The sequence below is a fragment of the Porticoccus sp. Uisw_050_02 genome (genome assembly GCF_047729555.1).
Taxonomy (GTDB): domain Bacteria; phylum Pseudomonadota; class Gammaproteobacteria; order Pseudomonadales; family Porticoccaceae; genus Porticoccus.
The window spans coordinates 1,109,785-1,133,474 of sequence record NZ_CP159825.1 but is presented as its reverse complement, the minus strand read 5'-3'; the positions used below and the strand labels follow the sequence as shown (position 1 = coordinate 1,133,474).

Sequence of the window (23,690 nt, the reverse complement as noted above, 5' to 3'; positions counted from 1 at the left end):
ATTAGCGATATAGGTGAAGAACCTGCTAAGCTGCTCCGGCCCTAAAGTTACAGGGTGAAGCTTATCATTAGGCGAGAAATACCTATTATCTTTTAGATTATTGTAGGGCGCTTGGTGAAATGCCTTGTAGCGTGCAAAGCGAATTTTGGAGCGAAGCAAGTAAATTAATTTTGCTAAATTAGCATGTATCATAAATAACACCCTTATACTGTAATTTTATACAGTAGTCTAGCATGCTTTGCTAGAATAGCAACTGTTAGCCCAGTAATTTTTTCAAAAAGTGTCCAGTTGGCGAGTCGTTTGACTGTGCAATGTCTTCTGGGGTACCAGTGGCAATAATTTTTCCTCCTCCCGCACCACCTTCTGGACCAAGGTCTACAACCCAATCGGCTGTTTTAATGACATCCAAGTTGTGTTCTATGACTACAACTGTATTTCCATGGTCACGCAGGCGATGTAAAACGATTAACAGTTGCTGGATGTCATGAAAATGCAGTCCTGTGGTGGGCTCATCCAGTATATATAGTGTATTGCCAGTATCTCGCTTGGAGAGCTCTTTTGAGAGCTTCACCCTTTGGGCCTCGCCACCCGAAAGTGTTGTTGCAGCTTGACCTAATTTTATATACGAAAGCCCCACATCGATCAGTGTTTGTAGTTTTCTTGCGATAGAGGGAACTGGTTCAAAAAATATTAGAGCATCTTCCACAGTTAAATCAAGTACTTGGGATATATTTTTTCTTTTATAGGTAACCTCTAAAGTCTCCCTATTGTAACGCTTACTTTTGCATATATCGCAAGGGACATAGACGTCTGGCAGGAAATGCATTTCCACTTTAATGAGACCATCCCCCTGACATGCTTCACAACGGCCACCTTTAACATTAAAACTAAATCTTCCGGGCTTGTAGCCTCGCGATCGAGCTTCTTGGGTGCCTGCAAATAATTCTCTGATTGGTGTAAATATACCTGTATAGGTAGCAGGATTTGAGCGAGGGGTTCTGCCAATAGGGCTTTGGTCTATGTCTACACACTTATCAAAATTATCCATTCCTGTAATTGATTCATAAGCTTCAGATTTTTTGGTCGTAGCTTTATTTAGCTCAGTTGCAGCAATAGGATAAAGTGTTTCATTGATTAGCGTAGATTTCCCTGACCCTGAAACACCAGTTATACATGTAAGTAGCCCCACGGGAAGTTCGAGATTTACATCTTGTAGATTATTCCCGCTAGCGCCGTTTAGCATAATTTTTTTATTTGTTGGAACGGTGCGTTTCTCAGGAATAATTATTTTTCGTCGACCGGATAGATAGTCCCCTGTTAGAGATCGAGGTTCATTTATGATGTCATCATAGCTGCCTTTTGCTACGATTTCTCCACCGTGTATTCCTGCCCCAGGCCCAATATCTACGATATAGTCCGCTTCCCTGATAGCCTCTTCATCGTGCTCCACCACAATCACTGTGTTTCCAATATCCCGCAACCGAGTAAGAGTAGCAAGTAGTCGCTCATTGTCCCGTTGGTGTAATCCAATCGAAGGTTCATCAAGAATATACATAACCCCCACAAGGCCAGCCCCGATCTGACTAGCCAGTCTTATACGTTGGGCCTCTCCACCAGAAAGACTTTCTGCACTTCGATTGAGGTTGAGATAGTTTAAGCCTACATCTACTAAGAAATTTAGTCGATTTCTTATTTCCTTTAGGATTTTCTCTGCAATTTTTCCTCTGCTACCCTCTAAGTGCAAATTTTCATAGTAATTGGCAAGATCTCCAACAGGCAAATTACCTACTTCAGGAAGGGATTTTTTATCAATAAAAACATGCCTTGCTGATTTTTTTAGTCGAGCGCCGTCACATTCTCGACAACGTTGAACATTAAGGTATTTTGCAAGCTCTTCTCTTGCATGATGCGATTCTGTTTCTTTGTGGCGCCTTTCCATGTTTGGAACAATGCCTTCAAACGTATGTGATCGCTTAAAAATAGCGCCTTTATCATTTGAATAGTTAAACTCTATGATTTCTTGCCCGCTTCCAAATAAAATGACTTGTTGGTGATACTGTTGCAGGTCCTGAAATGGACTATCAATATCAAACTCATAGTGTTTTGCAAGAGAGGTCAATATATTAAAGTAAAAAAGATTCTTTCTGTCCCAACTTCTAATGGCTCCTTCGGAAATGGAGCATTCTGGGAATTGCACAATAAGATCTATGTCAAAAAATTGCTTAACACCGAGTCCATCACAATCTGGGCAGGCTCCGGCTGGGCTGTTAAAAGAAAACATCCGAGGCTCAAGCTCATCGATACTATAGTTGCATACAGGGCACGCAAATCGAGCAGAAAAAAGAATCTCCGAAGGATTTTTGAGCGATGAAACATTGCCTATTGGCGAGTCAATAATTGGAGACCCGTCCATGGAGCTTATAATAGCTAACCCTTCAGAAAGGTTCACTGCAGCTTCAAAGGATTCGGATAGCCTTAACTGTAACTCGGGTTTAACTTTAAATCGATCGACTACTATTTCAATCGTATGCTTCTTATTTTTTTCTAGTACAGGAGCATCATCGAGATCTACCACCAACCCATCTATCCTGGCTCGAATGAAGCCCTGCGCCCTCATATTTTGGAATATATGAGCATGCTCACCTTTTCGATCTCTTATAATAGGTGCCAATAAAATCAGTTTGGAGTCATAAGGTAAAGCCAGAACTTGGTCTACCATCTGGCTAATAGTTTGTGCTTTTAAGGGTGCGTTGTGGTCTGGGCATTTTGGCTCTCCTGCTCGGGCATAAAGCAATCGCAGGTAGTCATGTATCTCTGTAATCGTACCTACAGTAGAGCGTGGGTTATGAGATGTGGATTTCTGTTGAATGGAAATAGCAGGGGATAACCCATCAATATGGTCTACATCAGGTTTTTCCATCATAGATAAAAACTGACGAGCATAAGCGGATAGAGATTCCACGTATCGCCTCTGTCCTTCAGCATAGAGGGTATCAAATGCCAAGGATGACTTCCCTGAGCCTGACAGGCCTGTTATGACGATAAGCTTGTCTCGGGGAAGAGTGAGGTTTATTGATTTTAAATTGTGAGTTTTTGCGCCGTGAATGGAAATATGCTTCATGCTAGATATAATCCAAAAAGTAACGAACAATCATGAGCAAGTGAGGACAATAAAGCAAGAGAGGTCAAGATAGTTTTTGGGTAATAGTGACCATTTGCCACACTTATTTTTATTTTCTTGAATAGATAGGGTTTTTTGACTGAAGCTTTGTTTTATTAGCCATTACATCTAAGAGTGATGCAATCTATAATATAAGTCCTCTTTAAGTTTAGCGATAATAGATAATCCATGAATTCTTTGGAAAGAAAAAGCCTATTTGGTTTGGCAGCTCTCTATGCTTTTCGTATGCTTGGCCTATTTATGCTGCTTCCGGTTTTGTCTTTATATGCGGACCAATATTCTGGAAACACCACGATTCTTATTGGTGTAGCGTTGGGTATATATGGATTAACTCAAGGCTTGTTCCAGATACCTCTAGGATTTTTGTCAGACAGAATCGGTAGAAAACCCGTAATTTTTGCTGGGATGCTAGTTTTTTTCTGTGGCAGTGTGTTGGCTGCCATGTCTGATTCTATGTGGGAGCTAATTGCTGGGCGAGCATTGCAAGGGGTTGGTGCAGTAGCCAGCACTATTATGGCGTTACTCTCAGACCTTACAACGGAACAAAATCGAACTAAGGCTATGGCAGTAATTGGCGGAAGCATCGGTGTTGCATTTGCCATCTCTATGATCGCTGGTCCAATTTTAGCTAATTTATGGGGGCTGTCAGGGTTATTTTGGCTAACAGCGGGCTTAGCAATCTGCGGCATATTAATACTATTGTTTGTCATTCCCTCCCCAATGGTTGTTAAGTTAAATGCTGAATCCCAAGCCATCCCTCAAATGTTTGGAAAATTATTAAGAGATCGTGAGTTATTGCGGCTAAATTTTGGCATAGCAGTTTTGCATTTTTCTCAGATGGCTACTTGGATTTCGGTGCCTTTAATTTTAGAGCAAACATTTGCATTTGGTCGCGAGCAACACTGGATAATCTATTTGAGTGTCATGGGCCTTTCATTTATCTGCATGCTTCCTTTTATCATAATGGCTGAAGCCCGACGAAAAATGAAACCAGTTTTTGTTGGCGCTGTAGTACTGTTAGCTGTAGGTGAGTTATTACTTGGCAGTGGAGCCAATGACCATACTTTATTTTTGCTGGGACTGTTTGTATTTTTTATGGCATTTAATCTGCTTGAGGCAACATTACCATCACTTGTCAGCAAGTTGGCTCCCGCTGGAGGAAAGGGTACCGCAATGGGAATTTATTCTACCAGTCAGTTTCTAGGGGCATTTTTTGGCGGAATTTTTGGCGGTCTAGTTGCTTACTATTTCGGCTATTTTGGGGTATTTTGGATGGTTTCTGCATTGATCGTGGTGTGGATTTTTGTAGCGATCACCATGAAAAAACCTCTTCATCTGAAGAGTTTAGTGGTTGAGCTCGCCCCTAGTGATGCCATAGCAGCTGATGATTATATTGATTTTGTTCCAGGGGTGTGTGATGTTGTAATTATCCCCGAACAAAAACTAGCATATTTTAAGATAGATATTGATAGATTTTGCCCTGAAAGTATGGAGAGAGTTTTAGGCCGCAAGGTAGATTTTTAATTATCAGAACATACAATTTAGAGGTAATGCTTTGAAATTGTATATTGTAGGCTGTATTTAAAACGGGATGTCATCATCAAATGTGCTTGATCCTGATTCGGGCGACGAAGACACTGCCTTGTTGTCTGACGTTACTCCGGTTTGATGTGGGGATTCATTCTGCTCTGAAGTAGGAGCCTGATAGTCTGAAGATCCTCCTCGACTATCTAGCATTTGCATTTCACTGGCTACAATTTCTGTAGTATAGCGATCTTGACCGTCCTGTGCTTGCCACTTTCGTGTACGCAAAGATCCTTCCAGATAAATCTTAGATCCTTTTTTTAGATACTCACTTGCAATTTCTGCAAGGCGGTTGAAAAATACAACTCTATGCCATTCGGTCCTCTCTTGTTGCTGTCCGGTCTGTTTATCTTTCCAGGTCTCACTAGTCGCAACTGTTATGTTTGTCACAGCATTGCCATTTGGCATAAATTTAGCTTCTGGGTCTTTACCTAGATTACCTACCAAGATTACCTTATTAATACCTCGAGCCATGTCGTGTTCCAGTAGTAAGTTTTTTGAATTTTGTATAAATAATTTAACAGGTTTAGATCGGAAACTCCATACTGCTATCTAATACATTAATACATTAATACATTAATACATTAATACATTAATACATTAATATATTAATGGTTAATATTTTTTGAAAATTAAAGTTGCATTAGTTCCACCAAACCCGAAACTGTTCGACATAACATGTTGCAGGTCAGCGTTATCTACGCGACTGCTTAAGATTGGCAAACCTGCGGCCTCTGGATCAAGTGTGTTTAGATTTGCTGACGCACAGATAAAGTTACCTTTCATCATCAGTAAACAGTAAATCGCTTCTTGGACGCCGGCTGCCCCTAGGCCATGGCCAGATAGAGATTTTGTCGAACTAATAGGCGGTACATCTTTTTCGAATACGCTTCTTATAGCTGCCAACTCTGCAAGATCCCCTACAGGAGTACTGGTACCATGCGTGTTAATATAGTCAATAGGGCCGTCTGTGGTCTCCATAGCCATTTTCATACATCGAGCTGCTCCTTCGCCAGATGGCGCCACCATATCGTAGCCATCTGAAGTTGCTCCATAACCGGTGATTTCGGCATAAATTTTTGCGCCCCTAGCTAAAGCATGCTCTAGCTCTTCCACCACTAGACAGCCGGCACCCACACCAGGCACAAAGCCATCTCTATCTGCGTCATAAGCCCGTGAAGCTAGATCAGGGGTATCATTGTACTTGCTTGATAGGGCCCCCATGGCATCAAACATACCCGCCATAGACCAATGCATATCTTCTGCGCCGCCCGCAAAAATCATGTCTTGCTTGCCCATTTGTATTAATTCCATAGCATGGCCAATACAGTGCGCACTGGTCGCGCAAGCAGACGAAATAGAGTAATTGGTTCCTTTTATTTTATATGGAGTAGCCAGACATGCGGAAACAGTGCTCGCCATAATCTGGGTGACTCTGTAGGGGCCAGCACGCTTGATACCGCGCTCTCGCATGACATCAATCGTCTCTGTAAACATTTCTCCTGAAACGCCACCAGAGCCCATTACCAGGCCAGTGCGGATATTAGAAACTTGCTCTTCTGATAACACTGCATCAGCAATTGCTTTCCCCATGGCGATATATCCATAGGCTGCCGAAGGTCCCATAAATCGAGATACTTTGCGATCAATATGTTCTTCTATGTTGATATCTAGCTTGGCGGCAACATTGCACCGCAGGCCCATTTCTTTAAACTCTTCCTGGAAGGCTATACCCGAAATAGATTCACGCAAAGATTTAGTGACAGTTTCCTTATCATTGCCTAAGCAAGAAACAATACCCATTCCGGTAATCACTACTCGTTTCATTGTCTGCCCCCTGTGCCGGCTTTTGATCCGGATATCACCATATTTTAAGAATGAATTATAATCTAAACGATTAAAAGTTGTCAGTTGAATCGAATAAACCAACTCGAAGATCTTTGGCTGTATAGATATCTCGACCATCTACAGTGACCGTACCGTCAGCGATTACCATTTTTAATTTTCGTTCAACTATCCGTGATACGTCAATTCTGTAGGTGATAAGCTTCGCTGATGGAAGAACTTGACCAACAAACTTGACCTCTCCTGACCCAAGAGCTCTGCCGCGGCCTTGGTTGCCTTTCCATGCCAAGAAAAAGCCAGTGAGTTGCCACATAGCGTCAAGACCTAAGCAACCAGGCATGACTGGATCGCCCTCAAAATGACATCCAAAAAACCATAAATCTGGTTTGATGTCTAACTCAGCAACCATAATCCCTTTACCGTATTTCCCCTCGGAAGCATGAATATGGGTGATCCTATCTACCATTAGCATATTATGGCCGGGAAGTTGAGCATTACCCTCGCCAAACAAGTTTCCTTTGCTGCAGGATATTAACTCCTCATAATCATAAGAGTTTTGCGACTGCGGAATAAATTTTGTCATTAAATTGTATGGCCTCTAAATATGTTACTAATAGGTTACTTTGTTCAAGCTTGGATTTAGGTGGTTGATATCTATATAACCAACAGCAAATTTAATCTGATCTAATTTAATATGTTAAGTCCAGAAAATATAAAATTTGGAATTATTTCCGGAGTATTTGTATGTAAGTTTTACATGGACTGCAATATGCAACCAGCAATACGTAAAAATAAAAATACTTAAAAGCTGCGCTCAACAGAGAATTTTGCAATCTCTATCATTGCTCTCTTTTCTTTAGTGTCCGGAAGATTTTCAAGGCACTGTATGGCTTTTAATGCATGCATATGAGCACAAGACTTGGTGTAGTCTAACGCTCTAGTGATTTTAATGACATCGAAAATAGCGTCTAATTTATCAAAAGTAGCATTTTTTATTGCTTCTTGAATCATCAAGCTTTGTTTTTTTGTGCCATTTTTCATCGCATAAATTAGCGGCAGAGTTGTCTTACCTTCTGCGAAATCGTCGCCAATATTTTTGCCCAAATCTTTAATATCGCCATCATAATCAAGCACGTCATCCATCAATTGAAATGCCATCCCAATATGACGGCCATAGCCACTGGAGGCTGCTTGCTGTTTGGGCGTAGATTTTGCTATCAAAGCGCCTATTTCTGCGGCAGCTTCAAAAAGTATCGCTGTTTTTTTAAATATTACTTTTTTGTATTCTGTTTCGCTTATGTCAGGATTGCGAGCATTGATAAGTTGCTGAACTTCTCCTTCCGATATTATGTTGGTACTAGCTGCAATAATTTCCATGATCTCTATGTTGCCAACATCAACAAGCATTTGAAATGCCCTTGAATAGAGAAAGTCGCCAACCAGTACACTAGGAGCATTGCCATATTTGGTATTTGCTGTTGCCTGGCCGCGCCGAAGTTCTGAGGTGTCGACCACATCATCATGAAGTAATGTGGCTGTATGTATGAGCTCAATGATTGCTGCGAGTACTATATGTTCCGTACCTTTATATCCGCAACTATTAGCACTTAAAAGTACTAATAAAGGCCTGAGGCGCTTTCCGCCGCCGTCAATAATATACTGACCAATGTTTTCAATTAGCTCGACTTCAGAATCTAGTCGATTAACGATTAGATTGTTGACTTCTTCAAATTCAGATTTTACTACTTGATGAAATGGCAGCATGCAGGTGACTTGTTGATTTTCTTGTACCTTCATTAGCTTGCTCAATAAAATAAATAGAAGAGATTGAATTTTGGGGCTTGAGGTGTTTTCATGTCAAGCTTCCTAGCTATTATAGCTATTATAGCCAACCTTTATAACAATTTATTCTTGCGATTAGGTGCTGTTTGTCTTAAAATCCACGCGCTCGCAAAACCGGCCTAGAGAAATCGTTTTTTGGGCTTGAACTGGTGAAGCGAATATGGAGTAAATCGTATGTATGCAGTAATTAAAAGTGGCGGAAAACAACATCGTGTTGAAGAGGGCGAATTTCTTCGTGTGGAAAAACTAGATGTGCCCACAGGTGAAAAAATTGATTTTGCTGAAGTACTTATGGTTACTGACAGCGAGAAAATCAAAATTGGTGCGCCTTATATTGATGGAGCAAAGGTTACGGCGGAAGTGCTAAGTCATGGACGTGCTGATAAAGTAAAAATCATTAAATTTAATCGTCGTAAACATAGCCGCAAACAAATGGGTCATCGTCAGTGGTTCACTGAGATTAAGATTACTAGTATAATTATAGGCGAAATAAAGGTTAAAGCTGAAGCTAAACCCAAGGCTAAAGCGGAAGCTAAACCCAAGGCTAAAGTGGAAGCTAAACCCAAGGCTAAAGTGGAAGCTAAACCTAAGGTTAAACCCGAGATCAACAAATAGGAGAACGTCATGGCTCACAAGAAAGCTGGTGGTAGTACCCGCAATGGACGCGATTCCGAAAGTAAACGTCTCGGCGTTAAGCGCTTTGGAGGAGAAAAAGTATCTGCTGGAAGCATTATTGTTAGGCAGAGAGGTACGAGATTTTATGCGGGCAATAATGCTGGACTTGGCCGAGATCATACAATATTTGCGACTGCTACTGGAGAAGTAAAGTTCATAGTAAGAGGACCCAGTAATCGAAAATATGTTGATATTGTGACTGCCTAAGGTGTCAAATTAGGTTGCCTTTTTATTTAGGCTAAAGCCCCGCTAAAAGCGGGGCTTTTTGTTATGACGACGTAATTTACTTTCTTAGCCTTGTTTGTATTTTGATAACTTATAACGCATCTCTAGAAGCTGTATACTCCATTTTCAATCCAGACCAAGATTCTAGTATTTAAAATATATTGTGACTCGATATTATGAAATTTGTTGACGAAACAACTATTCATGTTCAAGCAGGCCGAGGTGGTAACGGATGCCTTAGTTTTCGTCGTGAGAAATTTATTGAAAAAGGCGGCCCAGATGGCGGCGATGGCGGCGATGGCGGCAGTGTTTATTTGGAAGGCGACAGTAATCTTAATACGTTAGTTGATTTTCGCTTTCAGCGAAATTTTAATGCTGAAAGCGGTCAAGCAGGAAAATCTTCAAATTGTACTGGCAAGGGCGGTGATGATCTTATTTTAAAGGTGCCTGTTGGCACGACGATCATAGATGAAGATACCGAAGAAGTGCTCGGCGATATAACTGCTGGTAACCAACGATTAATGGTAGCCAAGGCCGGCTACCATGGATTAGGTAATACTCGCTTTAAGTCGAGCGCTAATCGTGCCCCAAGACAAACATCCTCAGGGTCTGAGGGCGAACTGCGACATTTAAAACTAGAGCTTAAGGTTTTGGCTGATGTTGGATTGCTGGGGCTTCCGAATGCCGGCAAATCTACTTTTATCCGTGCTGTTTCAGCTGCGCGACCGAAAGTCGCTGATTATCCGTTCACCACGCTAGTGCCAAACTTAGGGGTAGTGAGTCCGCAAAGATACCGTAGTTTTGTGATTGCGGACATTCCTGGTTTGGTCCAAGGTGCGGCTGAAGGTGCTGGCTTGGGCATCCGCTTTTTAAAACATTTAACCAGAACGCGTTTATTGTTGCATTTGGTTGACATGTTGCCAGCGGATGACTCCTGCCCAGCTAGTAATGTTAATGTTATAGAGAATGAATTGGATTTATTCAGCCCTACTCTCTGGGGTCGTGAGCGCTGGTTAGTACTAAATAAGATTGACATGTTGCCGGAAGATGAAAAAATTAGTCGCTGTGCAGAGGTTATTGAAAAGCTAGAATGGACTGGTCCTGTATATTATATATCTGCTTTAGCTGCCGTTGGGACCGAAGTCTTGTGCCAGGACATAATGAATCGCCTAGAAGACTGCTGGGAGGTGGAGCAAGAGAACCCTGAAGCTGCAGCTTACGAAAGAGAGCTCCAGTCAAAAATGCAATTTGAAGCTAGAGATCGAATAGAGTTGCTAAAAGAGAAGGTAAAGTTGACGGACGATGACGATGACGATGATATCGAAGTGATATATAGCAATTAAATAAAGATTTTTCAAAATAATAAAAATTAGCCATTTAATATAAAGCTTAAAAGATAAATAAAAACTCATGACGAGTGTGGCTAAATAATGTAGCTGGACGAAATATGATTAATCGCAGAGATTCTGTAAAAAAAACTAAGCGCGTGGTTGTAAAAATTGGCAGCGCACTATTAACCTCCAATGATCAAGGGCTTGATAAGGCAGCTATTGCTGCCTGGGTGGAACAGATTGCAGGTATGCTTAATAAGGGGTTAGAGGTTGTGATTGTTTCTTCTGGTGCTGTTGCTGAGGGGATGTTCAGGCTTAATTGGGACGAGCGCCCTTCATTGGTGCATGAGCTGCAGGTCGCCGCTGCCGTCGGCCAAATGGGACTAGCTCAGGCTTACGAATTTGAGTTTCAGAAATATAAGCATACTACTGCCCAAATTTTATTAAATCATGATGATATTTCAATTCGTGAACGCTACCTGAATGCTCGAAATACATTACAGTCATTACTTAAGCTCAAAGTGGCGCCTATAGTTAACGAGAACGATGCAGTGGCAACAGATGAAATTTGTTTTGGCGACAACGATACTTTGGCCGCTATGGTTGCAAATCTAATAGATGCTGATTTATTGATCATACTAACTGACCAGGATGGTCTTTTTGATTCAGATCCGAGAAGAAATCCTCGGGCTAAATTAATTTCTTATGGAAACTCGAGAGATAGGACGTTAAGTGTATTAGCTGGAGGCTCAGGTAGTCTGGGGCGAGGAGGAATGGTTACAAAACTTAAGGCTGCCAGGCTTGCTTCTCTTTCTGGTACAAACACTATCATAGCTAATGGCAAGGTAGATGGCATCTTAACTCAATTGCTGAAAGGACAAATATTGGGCACTCTGCTTGCTGCTAACAAAGAACCAATTGCAGCTCGCAAGCAATGGATGGCTTGCAGGATGAGGGTTTTTGGTGCATTAACACTTGATGCAGGAGCAGTAAAAATGCTGGTAAAGCATCGCAAGAGCCTGCTTCCAATTGGGGTAAAGAGCATAGAGGGAAATTTTCGCAAAGGGGATTTGGTGAAGTGTGTTGATGGGAGCGGCGCCGAAGTTGCACGAGGAATCGTTAATTACGGTGCCGTTGAGAGCGCCAAAATTATTGGTAAAAGCAGTGCATTTATATCTGATATGCTGGGTTATTGTGATTCCCAGGAGTTAATTCATAGTGATAATTTAGTTTTGACCTGATTTATGTTTCCACCTAGAGTACTCTTTCTCTTTGCGAAAGATCGCCGTTCAATTAAAACTTATATATAAAAAAACCGGCTATATGCCGGTTTTACATTGCTCGGGCAGCTAATTTAACGGCTCTAGCTAGCTGAAAGGGCCCTTATTTTTGCGTTTAAGCGACTTTTGTGACGGGCAGCTTTATTTTTATGGATAACTCCTTTATCGGCAATTCGGTCAAGTATGGGGGCAACTATATTGAAAGCAGCTTGTGCTGCCGCTGCCTCACCTGACTCTATGGCAGCATCTGTCTTCTTTAGATAGGTGCGAACCATGGAGCGCATGCTGCCATTATGCTTACGATTTTTTTCATTCTGGCGCGCTCTTTTGCGTGCTTGGGGTGTGTTGGCCACCTAATGCTCCTTATAAGCTATATTAAGATTAAGGTCTTAACTCAAGACGCGAGAATATACAATGTTTGCTAGTGCTTATCAATATGAATTGTGGTGAAACCTTTATTATCATGATTAAAATCTAATATTAGGAGAGTTCTTCTCATATTTCATGTTATGTCTGTGCTAAATCTAAATATGATCGTAAACTTAAGCTCAATATGGATATGATTATTTTAAAAATTAATTTCTTACTTTTACAAAGTAATCGGGGCTTAACTTTTGAAGCATCAAGATGCGCTTGATATAAGCAAGCAGCCAGACCCTCTAGTGGAACCAGTGGGATTATTAAGATCTAGCGGGGTAGTCGCTTCCATGACCATGTGCTCTAGGGTCTTGGGGTTGTTACGAGATATCGTTATAGCCAGGTTTATTGGCGCAGATGCCATGGCAGATGCTTTTTTTGTTGCGTTTAAAATCCCTAATTTTTTTCGGCGACTTTTTGCTGAAGGTGCTTTTTCTCAAGCTTTTGTGCCTGTTTTAGCTGAATATAGAGAGGCCGGCAGTCAGGCTGCAGTAAAAGCTTTAATAAATAGCGTAGCTGGGGTTTTAGGATCCATACTTATTGCGGTTACAGTTTTAGTTGTCATAGCGGCTCCCTTGATTACCGGTATTTTTGCATTTGGCTTTTGGTTAGATGATCCAGATAAATTTGCTGCTGCTAGCGACATGTTGAAGATTACATTCCCCTACTTAATGCTAATATCCTTAACAGGGTTTGCCGGAGCAATTCTTAATAGCTATGATAGATTTGCAGTTCCTGCCATCACTCCCGTTTTTTTAAACATATCCTTGATAGTTGCAGCGATTTTTGTCTCCCCATGGTTTGATGAGCCTGTATATGCTCTTGCTTGGGGTGTTTTAGCTGCAGGTATAATACAGTTGTTATTTCAGCTACCATTTTTAGCTCAAATTCATATGATTCCTTCCCCTGCTTTAGGCTGGCGTGATGAGGGGGTTGTCAAGATACTGAAGTTAATGGCCCCAGCAATTTTTGGCGTTTCAGTGAGTCAAATAAATCTTTTGCTGGATACCATGATAGCCTCACTTCTTCCCACGGGAAGTATTTCTTGGCTTTACTATTCTGACCGTTTAGCCGAGCTGCCTTTAGGTGTGTTTGGGATTGCTATTGCTACCGTCATATTGCCTAATCTATCTAGGCAACATGTCGCCGATAATCTTGAAAAGTTCAGCGCCACATTAGATTGGGCGATTCGCTTAGTTTTGCTTATTGCTATTCCGGCAGCCATAGCGCTGATAATTTTGGCCGAGCCAATTTTAGTAGCATTATTCTATTATGGAGAAGTCATGACGCCCCGAGATATGGCTATGGCTGCTATGAGTTTGCGTGCATACTCAGTGGGAGTGGTAGCTTTTATGATGATAAAAGTTTTAGCTCCAGGTTATTTTTCCCGTCAAGACATTAGAACCCCTGTTCGTATAGGTATCATAGCTTTGGCGGTAAATATGGGGCTCAATATTGTTTTAGCGACACCTTTTCATTTTTATTTAGAGATAGGACATGTTGGGTTGGCTTTAGCAACATCGTTAGCCGCTATACTAAATAGTATTTTGTTATTTCGCGGCTTGCGTAAGGGTGATGTGTATGTTCCAGAGCCAGGTTGGCGTAAATTTTTATTTATGTTGTTGAATGCCAATATCGCGATGTGTGTCACTTTATATGGATTTACTGCGTACCTGAACAGTTGGCTAGAATTGGTCTGGTGGGAAAGGGCTGGATGGTTAAGCATGATGTGTGCTGTAGGTGTAATGGTTTATATTTCAGCTCTTTTTTTAGGCGGTTTTCGCTTTTTTCATCTGAAAAATAAATAAGCTGTGACTTAGATCGGCTCAAGCTGAGCTTAATGCTAATATAAATAAGAAGCTAATCTGTTTTTAATCGCCATGGATGGGTATAATTTTGTTTCATTTCTCGAAATCGATGGCAAGTGACTAAAGATAACAAGGCAAGTGACCAAAGATAATAAAAAATTTATTAGAGGCTTGCATAATTTGAAGCCTGAGCATAGTGGTTGTGTTGCAACTATCGGGTCTTTTGACGGCGTCCATTTAGGACATCAGGCTATATTACGGCAGTTGATTGATAAAGCTAACGAGCTTGGGTTGCCTTCTGTTGTTATGATTTTTGAGCCGCAGCCCCAAGAATTTTTTTCTGGCGAACAGGCTCCAGCTCGCTTAATGCGTTTGCGTGAAAAAGTTGAGGCATTCATTAATGTGGGTGTAGATAAAATTTTTTGTTTGCAATTTAACCGCTCTTTGCGCAGCTTGTCAGCAATAGATTTTGTTGAAAAAGTTTTGATTTCTGGCTTAAAAGTTCGCTGTTTGGTAGTGGGTGATGATTTTAGGTTTGGCCACGATAGAAGTGGAAATTATCGGCTGCTACAACAAGCTGGGTATAAAAATAATTTTGATGTCATTGATACTTTAACATTAGAGCACCAAGGCGAGCGAATTAGTAGTACTCGTATTCGTTCAGCTTTAGAGGCATCTAATTTCATTCTAGCCGAGAGACTGCTGGGTGAAACCTTTAAGATCACGGGTTGCGTTATTTATGGACAGAGGCTTGGTAGGGAGATTGGAATTCCTACCGTTAACGTCGCGCTAAAAAGATACAGCGCCCCATTAAGTGGGGTTTTTATTGTAGAGGTATTGTTGGGTAATCGCCGCTTAGCGGGTGTTGCCAATGTGGGCATCAGGCCAACTATAGGTGATTTAGTTAAGCCGGTCCTTGAAGTCCATTTATTAGATTTTGATGAAGATTTGTATGGACAAAGAATTCACGTAGAATTTAAAGCTAAAATTCGTGATGAAAAAACGTTTTCTTCCATGGACATGATGGTTACAGCAATTAATCGCGACATTCAGGTCGCTCGAAAATATTTTACTGCATAAAGACAGAAGAAGATTTTAAAAAATGACTGACTACAAATTAACTTTAAATTTGCCTGCTACCTCGTTTCCGATGAAGGCTAATCTCTCTCAGAGGGAACCGGAAATGCTTAAACACTGGGAGGCAAGCAAGCTCTATGAGAGGTTGCGCGAAAAGCGTCATGGTAGAGAAAAGTTTATTTTGCACGATGGTCCTCCTTATGCGAACGGTAAAATTCATATTGGTCATGCCGTTAATAAAATATTAAAAGATATTGTGATTAAATCTCGAACCCTTAGTGGTTACGATGCCCCATATGTTCCAGGCTGGGACTGCCACGGACTCCCTATTGAACATGAAGTAGAAAAAAAAATTGGAAAAGCTGGGATCAAGGTGGATCATAAAACTTTTCGCCAAAAATGTAGGGAATATGCACAACGACAAGTAGCAGGGCAAAAGGAAGATTTTATTCGACTTGGTGTTTTTGCCGAATGGGGCAACCCTTATCTCACTATGGATAAAAAGTTTGAAGCAAGTATTATTCGTGCCCTTGGTAGAGTTATTGAAAACGGACATTTAGTTAAGGGCTACAAGCCAGTTTATTGGAGTGTCGTAGGCGCATCGGCGCTGGCTGAAACTGAGGTTGAATATCAAGACAAAATTTCATTTTCAATTGACGTCGCGTTTCCTGTGGCTGACGAAGAGGCTTTCGGCAAAGCAATGTCTGAGATTAATGGTGTTGGTGATATCTCCGTAGTTATCTGGACTACAACTCCTTGGACTTTGCCGTCAAATCAGGCAGTTAGCTTGAACCCCGAACTAGATTACGTGCTCCTAGCTTGCCAGCCCCCAGGTTGTTTACCGGGACGATATTTGGTTGCCAAAAGTCTTGTGGGGTCTATTTTGTCCCGCTGGGGGGTAAAGGAGTATCAGGTGGTGGGTCACGCTAAAGGTTCTCAGCTTGAATTATTAGTCTTGAGGCATCCTTTTTCTGACCGTCAGGTACCTGTCATTCTTGGAGATCATGTTACAACTGATGCTGGCACCGGGTGTGTTCATACTGCGCCGGATCATGGTGTGGATGATTTTGTTGTTGCGGAAAAATATAATATTAGCACCCTTAATTATATTGATGATAACGGCATATTTCGAAAAGACGTAGATTTTTTTGCTGGAGAACATGTTTACAAGGTTGACGAAAAGGTCGTGGGCCTCCTAAAAAACAAAAATCGGTTGCTTGCTAATACAAAGATTACACATAGTTACGCTCATTGTTGGCGAACTAAGACCCCATTGATTTATCGTGCGACCCCTCAGTGGTTTATTAGCATGACTCAGGGTAGTTTGCTAAAAAAAGCAAAAAAAGCAGTTCCATTGTTGTCTTGGTATCCAGAGTGGGGACAGGCAAGAATTAATGGAATGCTTGAAAATAGCCCAGATTGGTGTATTTCCCGTCAGCGCACCTGGGGCGTTCCTATTCCATTGTTCATTCATAAATCGACTGGCGATGTTCATCCTGATACTCCGCGCTTAATAGAAATTATAGCATCTGGCGTCGAGCAGCACGGCATAGATTTTTGGTATGAAATAGATGCCAAGGAATTATTAGGTGACCAAGAAAATGAGTATAACAAGGTGAGCGATACCTTGGATGTATGGTTTGATTCAGGCGTCACCCATGCCGCTGTTCTTGATGAGCGCAAAGAGTTGCAATTTCCTGCAGATCTTTATCTCGAAGGATCTGATCAACACAGGGGTTGGTTTCAATCATCGTTAAAAACTGCAATTGCAATAAAAAATACTGCTCCCTATAAGGCAGTTTTGACACATGGTTTTGTTGTGGATGCTGATGGCCGCAAGATGTCTAAATCTATTGGCAATGTATTATCACCACAACAAGTTATCAGCGATCAGGGTGCTGATGTATTGAGGTTGTGGGTTGCAGCTACAGATTTCAGTGGTGAGATGAGTGTTTCTGATGAAATTTTGAAACGATCTGGTGACTCATATCGCAGAATCCGAAATACAGCGCGTTTCTTTTTGTCTAACCTAGACGATTTCAATCCTTCTGACAATCTGGTGCCTATCGATGAAATGTTAGCGCTTGATCGCTGGGCTTTAGACCTAACCATAAAGATGCATAAGGAAATTGTAGCAGCATATGATAGCTACCAATTTCATCATATTTACCAGAAACTGCATAACTTTTGTGTTACTGATATGGGTGGATTCTATCTAAATATTATCAAGGATCGTCAGTATACTTGCCAAGGAAACTCTATCGCAAGGCGATCAGCCCAGACAGCCATATACTATATTTTAGACGCGTTTGTCCGTTGGATTTCACCGATATTGAGCTTTACCGCAGAAGAAATTTGGGCATGCATGCCTGGTGATAGAGAAGAGTCTGTTTTTTTTGCCGAATGGAAAGAATTGCCATTTGTTGTTGGAGGCAAAATTACAGCCAGTGACTGGGAGCTAATCTTAGGGGTACGAAATGCAGTCAACAAAATTTTAGAAGAAAAAAAGAAAGATGGTATTCAAAAATCACTTGAAGCCAAAGTCATAGTTTATGTGAACGAAGAAATACAAAAGACTCTAGAGAAGCTAGAGGATGAGCTAAGGTTCGTCTTTATTACTTCTGAAGCTGAGATAAAACCTCTTAGTGATGCCGTAGATGTAGCACCAACAGAAATTGATGGGCTCTTGGTACAAGCCATCAGAACAAAGCATGCAAAGTGTGAGCGATGTTGGCATCATCGCGAAGATGTAGGCTCTCATGCAAAACATGTTGATATTTGCAGTCGTTGTATTGAAAATATTGATGGACAGGGCGAGCAGCGTTTATATGCCTAAGAGTGCCCATGTTTCCCCGCAGTCTTTAGCTATAGTTAATTTTTTAGGATTAATGTTATGAGCTGGCAAATAGCGCGGTGGTATGTTGTAGCTATTGTTTTGTTGATTGCCGATCAGCTTGCTAAATATACAATAACTCAAAATTTTTTATATGGAGAATATATTAATATTTTTCCTGGGCTTGATTTTACCTTGGTGCACAATACGGGAGCAGCATTTAGTTTTTTAAGTGATGCTGGGGGTTGGCAGCGTTGGTTATTTTTAATAATTTCATTGGCAGCAAGTATTGTCTTGATAGTTTGGCTATATCGCTTGAAAGCGTCACAGTTTTTTTTATCGACGTCTTTAGCTTTAATTTTAGGCGGCGCTCTTGGTAACCTGTACGATCGAATATTTTTAGGATATGTTATTGATTTTATTGATTTTTATTACGGTATATACCATTGGCCAGTATTTAATATTGCTGATGCAAGTATTACTTTGGGAGCGGTATTTTTAATTTTTGAGAGCTTTCTTGTATCAAAAAAAGTATGAATAGGTGATCTTATGAGCAAATTATCTGATACAGGGATGCCTCCTGTTGGGCCGGATACAAAAATAACATTGCATTTTTCACTTTCTTTAGAAGATGGATCCTTGGTAGATTCTAATTTTGATAAAGATCCTGCCGCCTGTGTTTTTGGAGACGGAAAATTGCTACCAGGATTTGAGCTTGCTTTGACTGGCCTGGTGGCGGGAGCAGAGCAGACAATTATTATAGAACCAGAAAATGGTTTTGGACAGCACAACCCTAGTAATATCCAGGAGTTCTCTCGGAAAGATTTTGCTGACAGTCTAGATATTGAGGTGGGGTTATTGATATCCTTTGCTGACGCAAACAAAGCTGAATTACCTGGCGTAGTGATAGATTTCGATGAAAAAATAGTCATAGTAGACTTCAACCATCCTTTGGCTGGACATACTGTTAGTTTTAAAGTGAAAATTCTCTCTGTTGAGCCAGTGGTAAAACATTGATTGATGTAAAGCTAGCCAACCCAAGAGGATTTTGCGCTGGAGTAGATCGGGCTATTGAAATAGTTTCTCGAGCGCTAGACATTTATGGCGCCCCCATCTATGTTCGTCACGAAGTGGTGCATAATAAATCAGTGGTGGGTATATTGCGTGAGCGTGGCGCCATTTTTGTAGATGAAATAGAAGATATTCCGAATAATGTGACAGTAATTTTTAGTGCACACGGGGTATCCCAATCTGTAAGAAAAAAAGCTAATGAAAAAAATTTGAGAATCTTTGATGCAACCTGTCCTTTGGTGACAAAAGTGCATATGCAGGTTGCTCGATCTAGCGATGAGGGTCGCGACTGTATAATGATTGGCCACCAAGAGCATCCTGAAGTTGAAGGTACGATGGGTCAATATCCTGAAGTCGCTAACGGGGGTCGTATTTATCTGGTAGAAAGCGAATCTGACGTAAAAGAATTGCAAGTCGAAAATCCAGATAAAATTTCTTATGTGACCCAAACAACGCTATCTGTTGACGATACGATTCAAATTATAAATGCATTGCGGAAGCGTTTCCCTCTCATAAAGGGACCGAAAACAGATGATATATGCTACGCCACTCAAAATAGACAGGATGCTGTCAGACAATTAGCTCTTGAATGTGATTTGATTCTCGTTGTTGGCTCAGCTAATAGCTCTAACTCTAATCGCTTGAAAGAGCTGGCTGCACATTGCGGCGTGGAAGCGTATTTGATTGATGATGCTGAAGGGATCAATAAGGAGTGGCTACTGGGAAAAACTAAGATTGGCGTTACGGCTGGGGCTTCTGCTCCAGAAGCCCTCGTTAGTTCTGTTATTGATGTTTTGGCGCTTATGGGATGTAAAATTCCAATCGAGGCTGTCGGGATGGAAGAAAATGTAAAGTTTTCAATTCCCCGAGAGCTTCGTTAGTAGCTTTTATGGACTACTATGATCATAAATTGTTGCGATAGAGCTACGCTTATGTATGGTTTTATTAAAGAGAGAAACAATAGTGCCCATTGCCTCTTCACTGATAGGCCTTCCTTCTAGAAAATCATCAATTTTGTCATAAGTAATCCCTAAGACATCCTCGTCTGCTTTTTGTGGAGCAAGACATTCAAGATCTGCTGTCGGTGTTTTACTGACGAGCTTGGTTGGTGCACCGAGGAACTTAGCAATTTTGCGCACTTGTCTTTTACTTAAACCAAACAGGGGAGCCAAGTCGCAAGCTCCATCACCCCATTTTGTATAAAATCCAGTAATATTTTCGGCAGAATGATCTGTCCCAAGAACCAACCCTTCACACAAACCAGCGATTTCATATTGCACTGTCATGCGAATACGAGCTTTAGTGTTGCCTTTGGCGAAGTCTTTTTTTACATTAGTGAACGTTACATTGCTATTTGTAGTGCTAACTACTTTTTCATGGATATCATTTACACTTGGTTTAATGTCAATAAAAGCAGTTTTAGATGGCTGAATAAATTGTAAGGCCGCCTGCGCATCCGCCTCATCCGCCTGCGCTCCATATGGAAGTCTTACGGCAATAAAAACATATGTAGGGCCTAGGTGTTCTTGGTTAAGCTGATCTATTGCTAGTTGAGCCAGTCTTCCGCAGGTCGCCGAATCAACACCACCGCTTACGCCGAGAACTAAATGTGTCAGCCCTGATTTAATGAGAGTTGATTTTATAAAACTTAGTCGTCGCCTTACTTCGAATTCAGGATCAATGTTTGGCATAACTTTCATTTGTTCGCGAATTTCATTGTAGGTAAATTCATTATTCATTTTTGAGGGCCCTTGTTCTCTGTTTTTGACCTAGAGGCTAATAGGTGCTGTTTTCTTGAAATGCTTAAACAAATTTAATCATAAGATGCCCATAGTGCATTGGCTACAATTGATCTATAGGGCTGCCACTCAGCTGCCAGCATGACCATTTCTTTTTCAGTAGGCCTACTCTTCAAATTTTTAATTCTCTGTATAGCAACCTGCAAGCCTACGTCTTTAACAGGCCAAATATCCCTTCTTTGAAGGGAGGCTAGCATATAGCACTCTGCAGTCCATGCACCGATTCCTTTAATTTTGCAGAGTTCTTTTTTTAGCTCTTCATCGTTCATTTTATGAACTACACGAAAAGAAAGATCTTTCGAGATAATTCTCTCAGCCAGGATCCTGCAATAGCTTATCTTAGGCCTACTCAACCCAGTTGATTGTAATTGCAGATCATTTTTTTGTAAAAATTCTTTTGGCTTAAATATAGGGACTATCTTTTTGAGTCTGTTGAATATCGCTTTGGCGGAAGCTACAGACAGTTGTTGTTCGGTGATTAGTTGCACTAGTCCCTCAAAACCCTTCTTTCTTTTGAATGGCCTAAAGTTTGAATGCATTAAAAATAGAGACTTAAGATCTACATCTTTTTTAGATAAAAAAAAGATTTCTTCCCTATAAGGATGATTTTTGAAAAGGCTTAAATGATGATCAGTCAAACACACCAAAGCTAACCTTGCTTGTCCATGATGTTTTATCCTGACCTCTAGGTATGTTTTTGTAGCGCTCATTAAAGATATGACGGGAATCAAATCCAAGTTCCGCTGGCTTATCAAACAACCCAGCAGTTAGTGTGTTGGTCCAGCTTCTTTTTAGCGACAATGAGGTGGTTTGATATTGAAACTTTCCATTAGAGTCTAAGACTGGATGATTTGGGTAGTTTTTCGCAAGCAATTCAGCCACGTTATTGGAAAGATCATGGATTTCCATGAGATGGTAGGCTTGGGCCATAATGGCAAGACCGTCTGGAACAGCAGGAGTTTTTTGAAAGTTTTCGATAATATAGCGACCTCTATTGGCAGCAGCAAGGTATGCGCCACGGGTTAAGAGGTAATTCGCTGCATGAACCTCATGACGTGCAAGAATATTTCGTAGGTAGATCATCCGTTTTTGAGCATCTGGAGCATATGGACTTTCTGGGAATCGGTTTAACAGTTCGCTGAAAGAAGAGAAAGAATTACGGGCTGCCCCTGGATCACGTTTTGTTTCGTCTATCGGAAGTAGCTTTCCGAACATGCCATCACTTTCTACAAAAGAAGATAGCCCTTTTAGATAATAAGCGTAGTCGACATTCGAGTTTTGTGGATGCAACCGAATAAATCGCTCAGCAACGCTAGTGGAAGCTACATGCTCACCTGCTTTAAAGTGAGCATATATTAGTTCAAGTTGTGCCTGTTCAGCGTAGTCTCCAAATGGATATTGAGCCTCAAGCGCATGTAATTTATCAATAGCTGTGTACCAAAAGCCACCTTTAAGGTCTCCTTGAATGGCATTAAAAAAATCTTTTTCTGTGTAGCTGGTAGTATCAAGATCCTCTGAAGCGCTTGAGATGCCATTCATGTTGTTAAACCATGTGCATCCAGTGGTTAAAAAGCATGTAAGTAGTAGTATTGAAAACAAAAATCGCATGAATGACCACATCCCTGTGTTAACTTTATTAAGTTAAGCTTAAAGTGTTTTTTAGACATCGCTACATCTGTAAGATATGGTATTTAACCACAGCCTCGACAGTATACAAAATATCAATAACTGAGACTATATGTCAGACACTATAAAACTAGAAGAAAGTGTACCGCTATCATTCCGTGGAATGCGTTTAGATCAAGCTGCATCTGATCTATTTAAGGGCTTTTCAAGATCACGATTGCAGCTATGGATAAAAAAAGGAGATTTGCTGGTAGATGGAAATATTCGTCGATCCAAGGATAAGCTTATCGGTGGTGAGCTGCTTTCAGCCAACGTAATGCTAGAACCAGAAGGGGAATGGAAGCCAGAAGCCATCAGCCTAGACATTGTATTTGAAGATGAGGATATAATTGTTATAAATAAACCAGCCGGGCTAGTTGTTCATCCGGCTGCGGGTAATTACACAGGAACCCTGCTTAATGGCCTCATACATCATATTTCGACTAATGAAAAAATTCCTCGTGCTGGGATTGTGCATCGTCTAGATAAAGATACTACCGGACTTATGGTTGTCGCTAAAACATTAGAGTCTCATCATTCGCTGATCAAACAGCTGCAATCACGGACAGTTTCTCGTGAATACCAGGCTATTGCTCAAGGGATTATGACAGGCGGAGGAACAGTCAAGAAGCCTATGGGGCGACATCCTCAAATTCGTACTAAAATGGCCGTTGTTGGTCATGGTGGAAAAGAGGCAATAACTCACTATAGGGTGATTGAAAAATTTTCTCAGTACACACATATTAGGGTTAAATTAGAGACGGGTAGAACGCACCAAATACGCGTTCACATGGCAGATATTGGATACCCTTTGATTGGTGACTCAGTTTATGGCGGTCGCCTTAAGCTACCTAAGGGTGCAACTTTGAAATTACAAACAGTATTACGGGGCTTTAGGCGTCAAGCCTTGCATGCCGGAAGACTAGGATTAATTCACCCTACTTCTAACCAATATATAGAATGGCATGCTCCTGCACCAAAAGATTTTGTGATTTTATTGGAGGCCTTAAAAACAGAAACTAACAATGAGTGAGTTCTGTGTTGTGAAAATTGCCCA

20 protein-coding genes and 1 pseudogene are annotated in these 23,690 nt (G+C 41.0%); 12 read left to right on the top strand and 9 right to left on the bottom strand.

All coding sequences use genetic code 11. From position 1 onward, the window contains the following. Nucleotides 1-256: 256 nt before the first annotated feature. The gene (gene uvrA / locus ABXT41_RS05440) at nt 257-3,121 is read right to left on the bottom strand and encodes an excinuclease ABC subunit UvrA (protein WP_415390507.1); all 2,865 of its coding nucleotides are present in this window, start codon (nt 3,119-3,121) and stop codon (nt 257-259) included. Between the two features lie 228 nt (nt 3,122-3,349). Between uvrA and ABXT41_RS05435 the strand changes: the two genes are divergently transcribed. Continuing rightward, complete coding sequence (locus ABXT41_RS05435; RefSeq protein ID WP_415390506.1) at nt 3,350-4,705, top strand: MFS transporter; 1,356 nt, start codon at nt 3,350-3,352, stop codon at nt 4,703-4,705. A gap of 57 nt (nt 4,706-4,762) precedes the next feature. Here ABXT41_RS05435 and ssb read toward each other — a convergent pair whose 3' ends face one another. The 4 genes from ssb to ABXT41_RS05415 form a co-directional block, all read right to left on the bottom strand. After that, nucleotides 4,763-5,239 carry a single-stranded DNA-binding protein gene (gene ssb / locus ABXT41_RS05430; protein WP_415390505.1) on the bottom strand — a complete coding sequence of 159 codons (477 nt, stop codon included), beginning with the start codon at nt 5,237-5,239 and terminating at the stop codon, nt 4,763-4,765. A 141-nt stretch (nt 5,240-5,380) separates the two neighbouring features. Further along, the gene (gene fabB / locus ABXT41_RS05425) at nt 5,381-6,592 is read right to left on the bottom strand and encodes a beta-ketoacyl-ACP synthase I (RefSeq protein ID WP_415390504.1); all 1,212 of its coding nucleotides are present in this window, start codon (nt 6,590-6,592) and stop codon (nt 5,381-5,383) included. A 70-nt stretch (nt 6,593-6,662) separates the two neighbouring features. Further along, a complete protein-coding gene (fabA, locus tag ABXT41_RS05420) occupies nt 6,663-7,193 on the bottom strand; it encodes a 3-hydroxyacyl-[acyl-carrier-protein] dehydratase FabA (protein WP_415390503.1) in 531 nt (176 codons plus the stop codon). Between the two features lie 218 nt (nt 7,194-7,411). After that, nucleotides 7,412-8,374, bottom strand: a complete 963-nt coding sequence (locus tag ABXT41_RS05415; protein WP_415391461.1) for a polyprenyl synthetase family protein — start codon at nt 8,372-8,374, stop codon at nt 7,412-7,414. A 252-nt stretch (nt 8,375-8,626) separates the two neighbouring features. Between ABXT41_RS05415 and rplU the strand changes: the two are divergent. The 4 genes and pseudogenes from rplU to proB all read left to right on the top strand — a co-directional run. Further along, nucleotides 8,627-8,929: pseudogene (rplU, locus tag ABXT41_RS05410) on the top strand (50S ribosomal protein L21); the annotation flags it as partial. A gap of 147 nt (nt 8,930-9,076) precedes the next feature. Next, nucleotides 9,077-9,334, top strand: a complete 258-nt coding sequence (gene rpmA, locus ABXT41_RS05405) for a 50S ribosomal protein L27 (RefSeq protein ID WP_415390502.1) — start codon at nt 9,077-9,079, stop codon at nt 9,332-9,334. A gap of 194 nt (nt 9,335-9,528) precedes the next feature. Next, nucleotides 9,529-10,695 (top strand): Obg family GTPase CgtA, encoded by a 1,167-nt coding sequence (gene cgtA, locus ABXT41_RS05400; RefSeq protein WP_415390501.1) that lies wholly within the window; start codon nt 9,529-9,531, stop codon nt 10,693-10,695. A 107-nt stretch (nt 10,696-10,802) separates the two neighbouring features. Beyond that, on the top strand, nt 10,803-11,924 hold the full coding sequence (gene proB, locus ABXT41_RS05395; protein ID WP_415391460.1) for a glutamate 5-kinase: 1,122 nt from the start codon (nt 10,803-10,805) through the stop codon (nt 11,922-11,924). A 122-nt stretch (nt 11,925-12,046) separates the two neighbouring features. Here the strand turns inward: proB and rpsT are convergent, their stop codons facing one another. After that, nucleotides 12,047-12,316, bottom strand: a complete 270-nt coding sequence (gene rpsT / locus ABXT41_RS05390; RefSeq protein WP_415390500.1) for a 30S ribosomal protein S20 — start codon at nt 12,314-12,316, stop codon at nt 12,047-12,049. A 309-nt stretch (nt 12,317-12,625) separates the two neighbouring features. On the opposite strand from rpsT, the gene murJ reads away from it, so the two are divergent. From murJ to ispH, 6 genes are all read left to right on the top strand, one after another. Beyond that, complete coding sequence (murJ, locus tag ABXT41_RS05385) at nt 12,626-14,188, top strand: murein biosynthesis integral membrane protein MurJ (RefSeq protein ID WP_415391459.1); 1,563 nt, start codon at nt 12,626-12,628, stop codon at nt 14,186-14,188. A gap of 138 nt (nt 14,189-14,326) precedes the next feature. Beyond that, nucleotides 14,327-15,268 carry a bifunctional riboflavin kinase/FAD synthetase gene (gene ribF, locus ABXT41_RS05380; RefSeq protein WP_415390499.1) on the top strand — a complete coding sequence of 314 codons (942 nt, stop codon included), beginning with the start codon at nt 14,327-14,329 and terminating at the stop codon, nt 15,266-15,268. Between the two features lie 22 nt (nt 15,269-15,290). Then, nucleotides 15,291-18,101 carry an isoleucine--tRNA ligase gene (gene ileS, locus ABXT41_RS05375; protein ID WP_415390498.1) on the top strand — a complete coding sequence of 937 codons (2,811 nt, stop codon included), beginning with the start codon at nt 15,291-15,293 and terminating at the stop codon, nt 18,099-18,101. A gap of 57 nt (nt 18,102-18,158) precedes the next feature. Beyond that, the gene (gene lspA, locus ABXT41_RS05370; RefSeq protein ID WP_415390497.1) at nt 18,159-18,635 is read left to right on the top strand and encodes a signal peptidase II; all 477 of its coding nucleotides are present in this window, start codon (nt 18,159-18,161) and stop codon (nt 18,633-18,635) included. A 12-nt stretch (nt 18,636-18,647) separates the two neighbouring features. Next, a complete protein-coding gene (locus ABXT41_RS05365; RefSeq protein ID WP_415390496.1) occupies nt 18,648-19,115 on the top strand; it encodes an FKBP-type peptidyl-prolyl cis-trans isomerase in 468 nt (155 codons plus the stop codon). Next, a complete protein-coding gene (gene ispH / locus ABXT41_RS05360; protein ID WP_415391458.1) occupies nt 19,115-20,050 on the top strand; it encodes a 4-hydroxy-3-methylbut-2-enyl diphosphate reductase in 936 nt (311 codons plus the stop codon). The genes ABXT41_RS05365 and ispH overlap by 1 nt, the downstream gene beginning before the upstream one ends. 6 nt (nt 20,051-20,056) lie before the next feature. Here ispH and nadE read toward each other — a convergent pair whose 3' ends face one another. The 3 genes from nadE to ABXT41_RS05345 all read right to left on the bottom strand — a co-directional run bounded on the left by nadE (nt 20,057) and on the right by ABXT41_RS05345 (nt 22,576). Continuing rightward, entirely contained in the window at nt 20,057-20,908 is an 852-nt protein-coding gene (gene nadE / locus ABXT41_RS05355; protein WP_415390495.1) for an ammonia-dependent NAD(+) synthetase, read from the bottom strand. A gap of 74 nt (nt 20,909-20,982) precedes the next feature. Beyond that, entirely contained in the window at nt 20,983-21,456 is a 474-nt protein-coding gene (locus ABXT41_RS05350) for a DNA-3-methyladenine glycosylase family protein (protein ID WP_415390494.1), read from the bottom strand. Between the two features lie 142 nt (nt 21,457-21,598). Beyond that, complete coding sequence (locus tag ABXT41_RS05345; RefSeq protein WP_415390493.1) at nt 21,599-22,576, bottom strand: outer membrane protein assembly factor BamD; 978 nt, start codon at nt 22,574-22,576, stop codon at nt 21,599-21,601. Between the two features lie 130 nt (nt 22,577-22,706). Here ABXT41_RS05345 and rluD point away from each other — a divergent pair, with 130 nt between their 5' ends. Continuing rightward, nucleotides 22,707-23,666, top strand: a complete 960-nt coding sequence (rluD, locus tag ABXT41_RS05340) for a 23S rRNA pseudouridine(1911/1915/1917) synthase RluD (protein ID WP_415390492.1) — start codon at nt 22,707-22,709, stop codon at nt 23,664-23,666. Nucleotides 23,667-23,690 lie beyond the last annotated feature (24 nt).

Bases quoted from the DNA above. Each gene is read 5' to 3' on its own strand.
- ABXT41_RS05415 (WP_415391461.1), bottom strand. From the start codon at position 8,374: ATGCTGCCATTTCATCAAGTAGTAAAATCTGAATTTGAAGAAGTCAAC.
- rluD (WP_415390492.1), top strand. From the start codon at position 22,707: ATGTCAGACACTATAAAACTAGAAGAAAGTGTACCGCTATCATTCCGT.
- uvrA (WP_415390507.1), bottom strand. From the start codon at position 3,121: ATGAAGCATATTTCCATTCACGGCGCAAAAACTCACAATTTAAAATCA.
- nadE (WP_415390495.1), bottom strand. From the start codon at position 20,908: ATGAATAATGAATTTACCTACAATGAAATTCGCGAACAAATGAAAGTT.
- ABXT41_RS05435 (WP_415390506.1), top strand. From the start codon at position 3,350: ATGAATTCTTTGGAAAGAAAAAGCCTATTTGGTTTGGCAGCTCTCTAT.
- ABXT41_RS05365 (WP_415390496.1), top strand. From the start codon at position 18,648: ATGAGCAAATTATCTGATACAGGGATGCCTCCTGTTGGGCCGGATACA.
- ssb (WP_415390505.1), bottom strand. From the start codon at position 5,239: ATGGCTCGAGGTATTAATAAGGTAATCTTGGTAGGTAATCTAGGTAAA.
- ileS (WP_415390498.1), top strand. From the start codon at position 15,291: ATGACTGACTACAAATTAACTTTAAATTTGCCTGCTACCTCGTTTCCG.
- cgtA (WP_415390501.1), top strand. From the start codon at position 9,529: ATGAAATTTGTTGACGAAACAACTATTCATGTTCAAGCAGGCCGAGGT.
- fabA (WP_415390503.1), bottom strand. From the start codon at position 7,193: ATGACAAAATTTATTCCGCAGTCGCAAAACTCTTATGATTATGAGGAG.
- ABXT41_RS05345 (WP_415390493.1), bottom strand. From the start codon at position 22,576: ATGCGATTTTTGTTTTCAATACTACTACTTACATGCTTTTTAACCACT.
- lspA (WP_415390497.1), top strand. From the start codon at position 18,159: ATGAGCTGGCAAATAGCGCGGTGGTATGTTGTAGCTATTGTTTTGTTG.
- rpmA (WP_415390502.1), top strand. From the start codon at position 9,077: ATGGCTCACAAGAAAGCTGGTGGTAGTACCCGCAATGGACGCGATTCC.
- fabB (WP_415390504.1), bottom strand. From the start codon at position 6,592: ATGAAACGAGTAGTGATTACCGGAATGGGTATTGTTTCTTGCTTAGGC.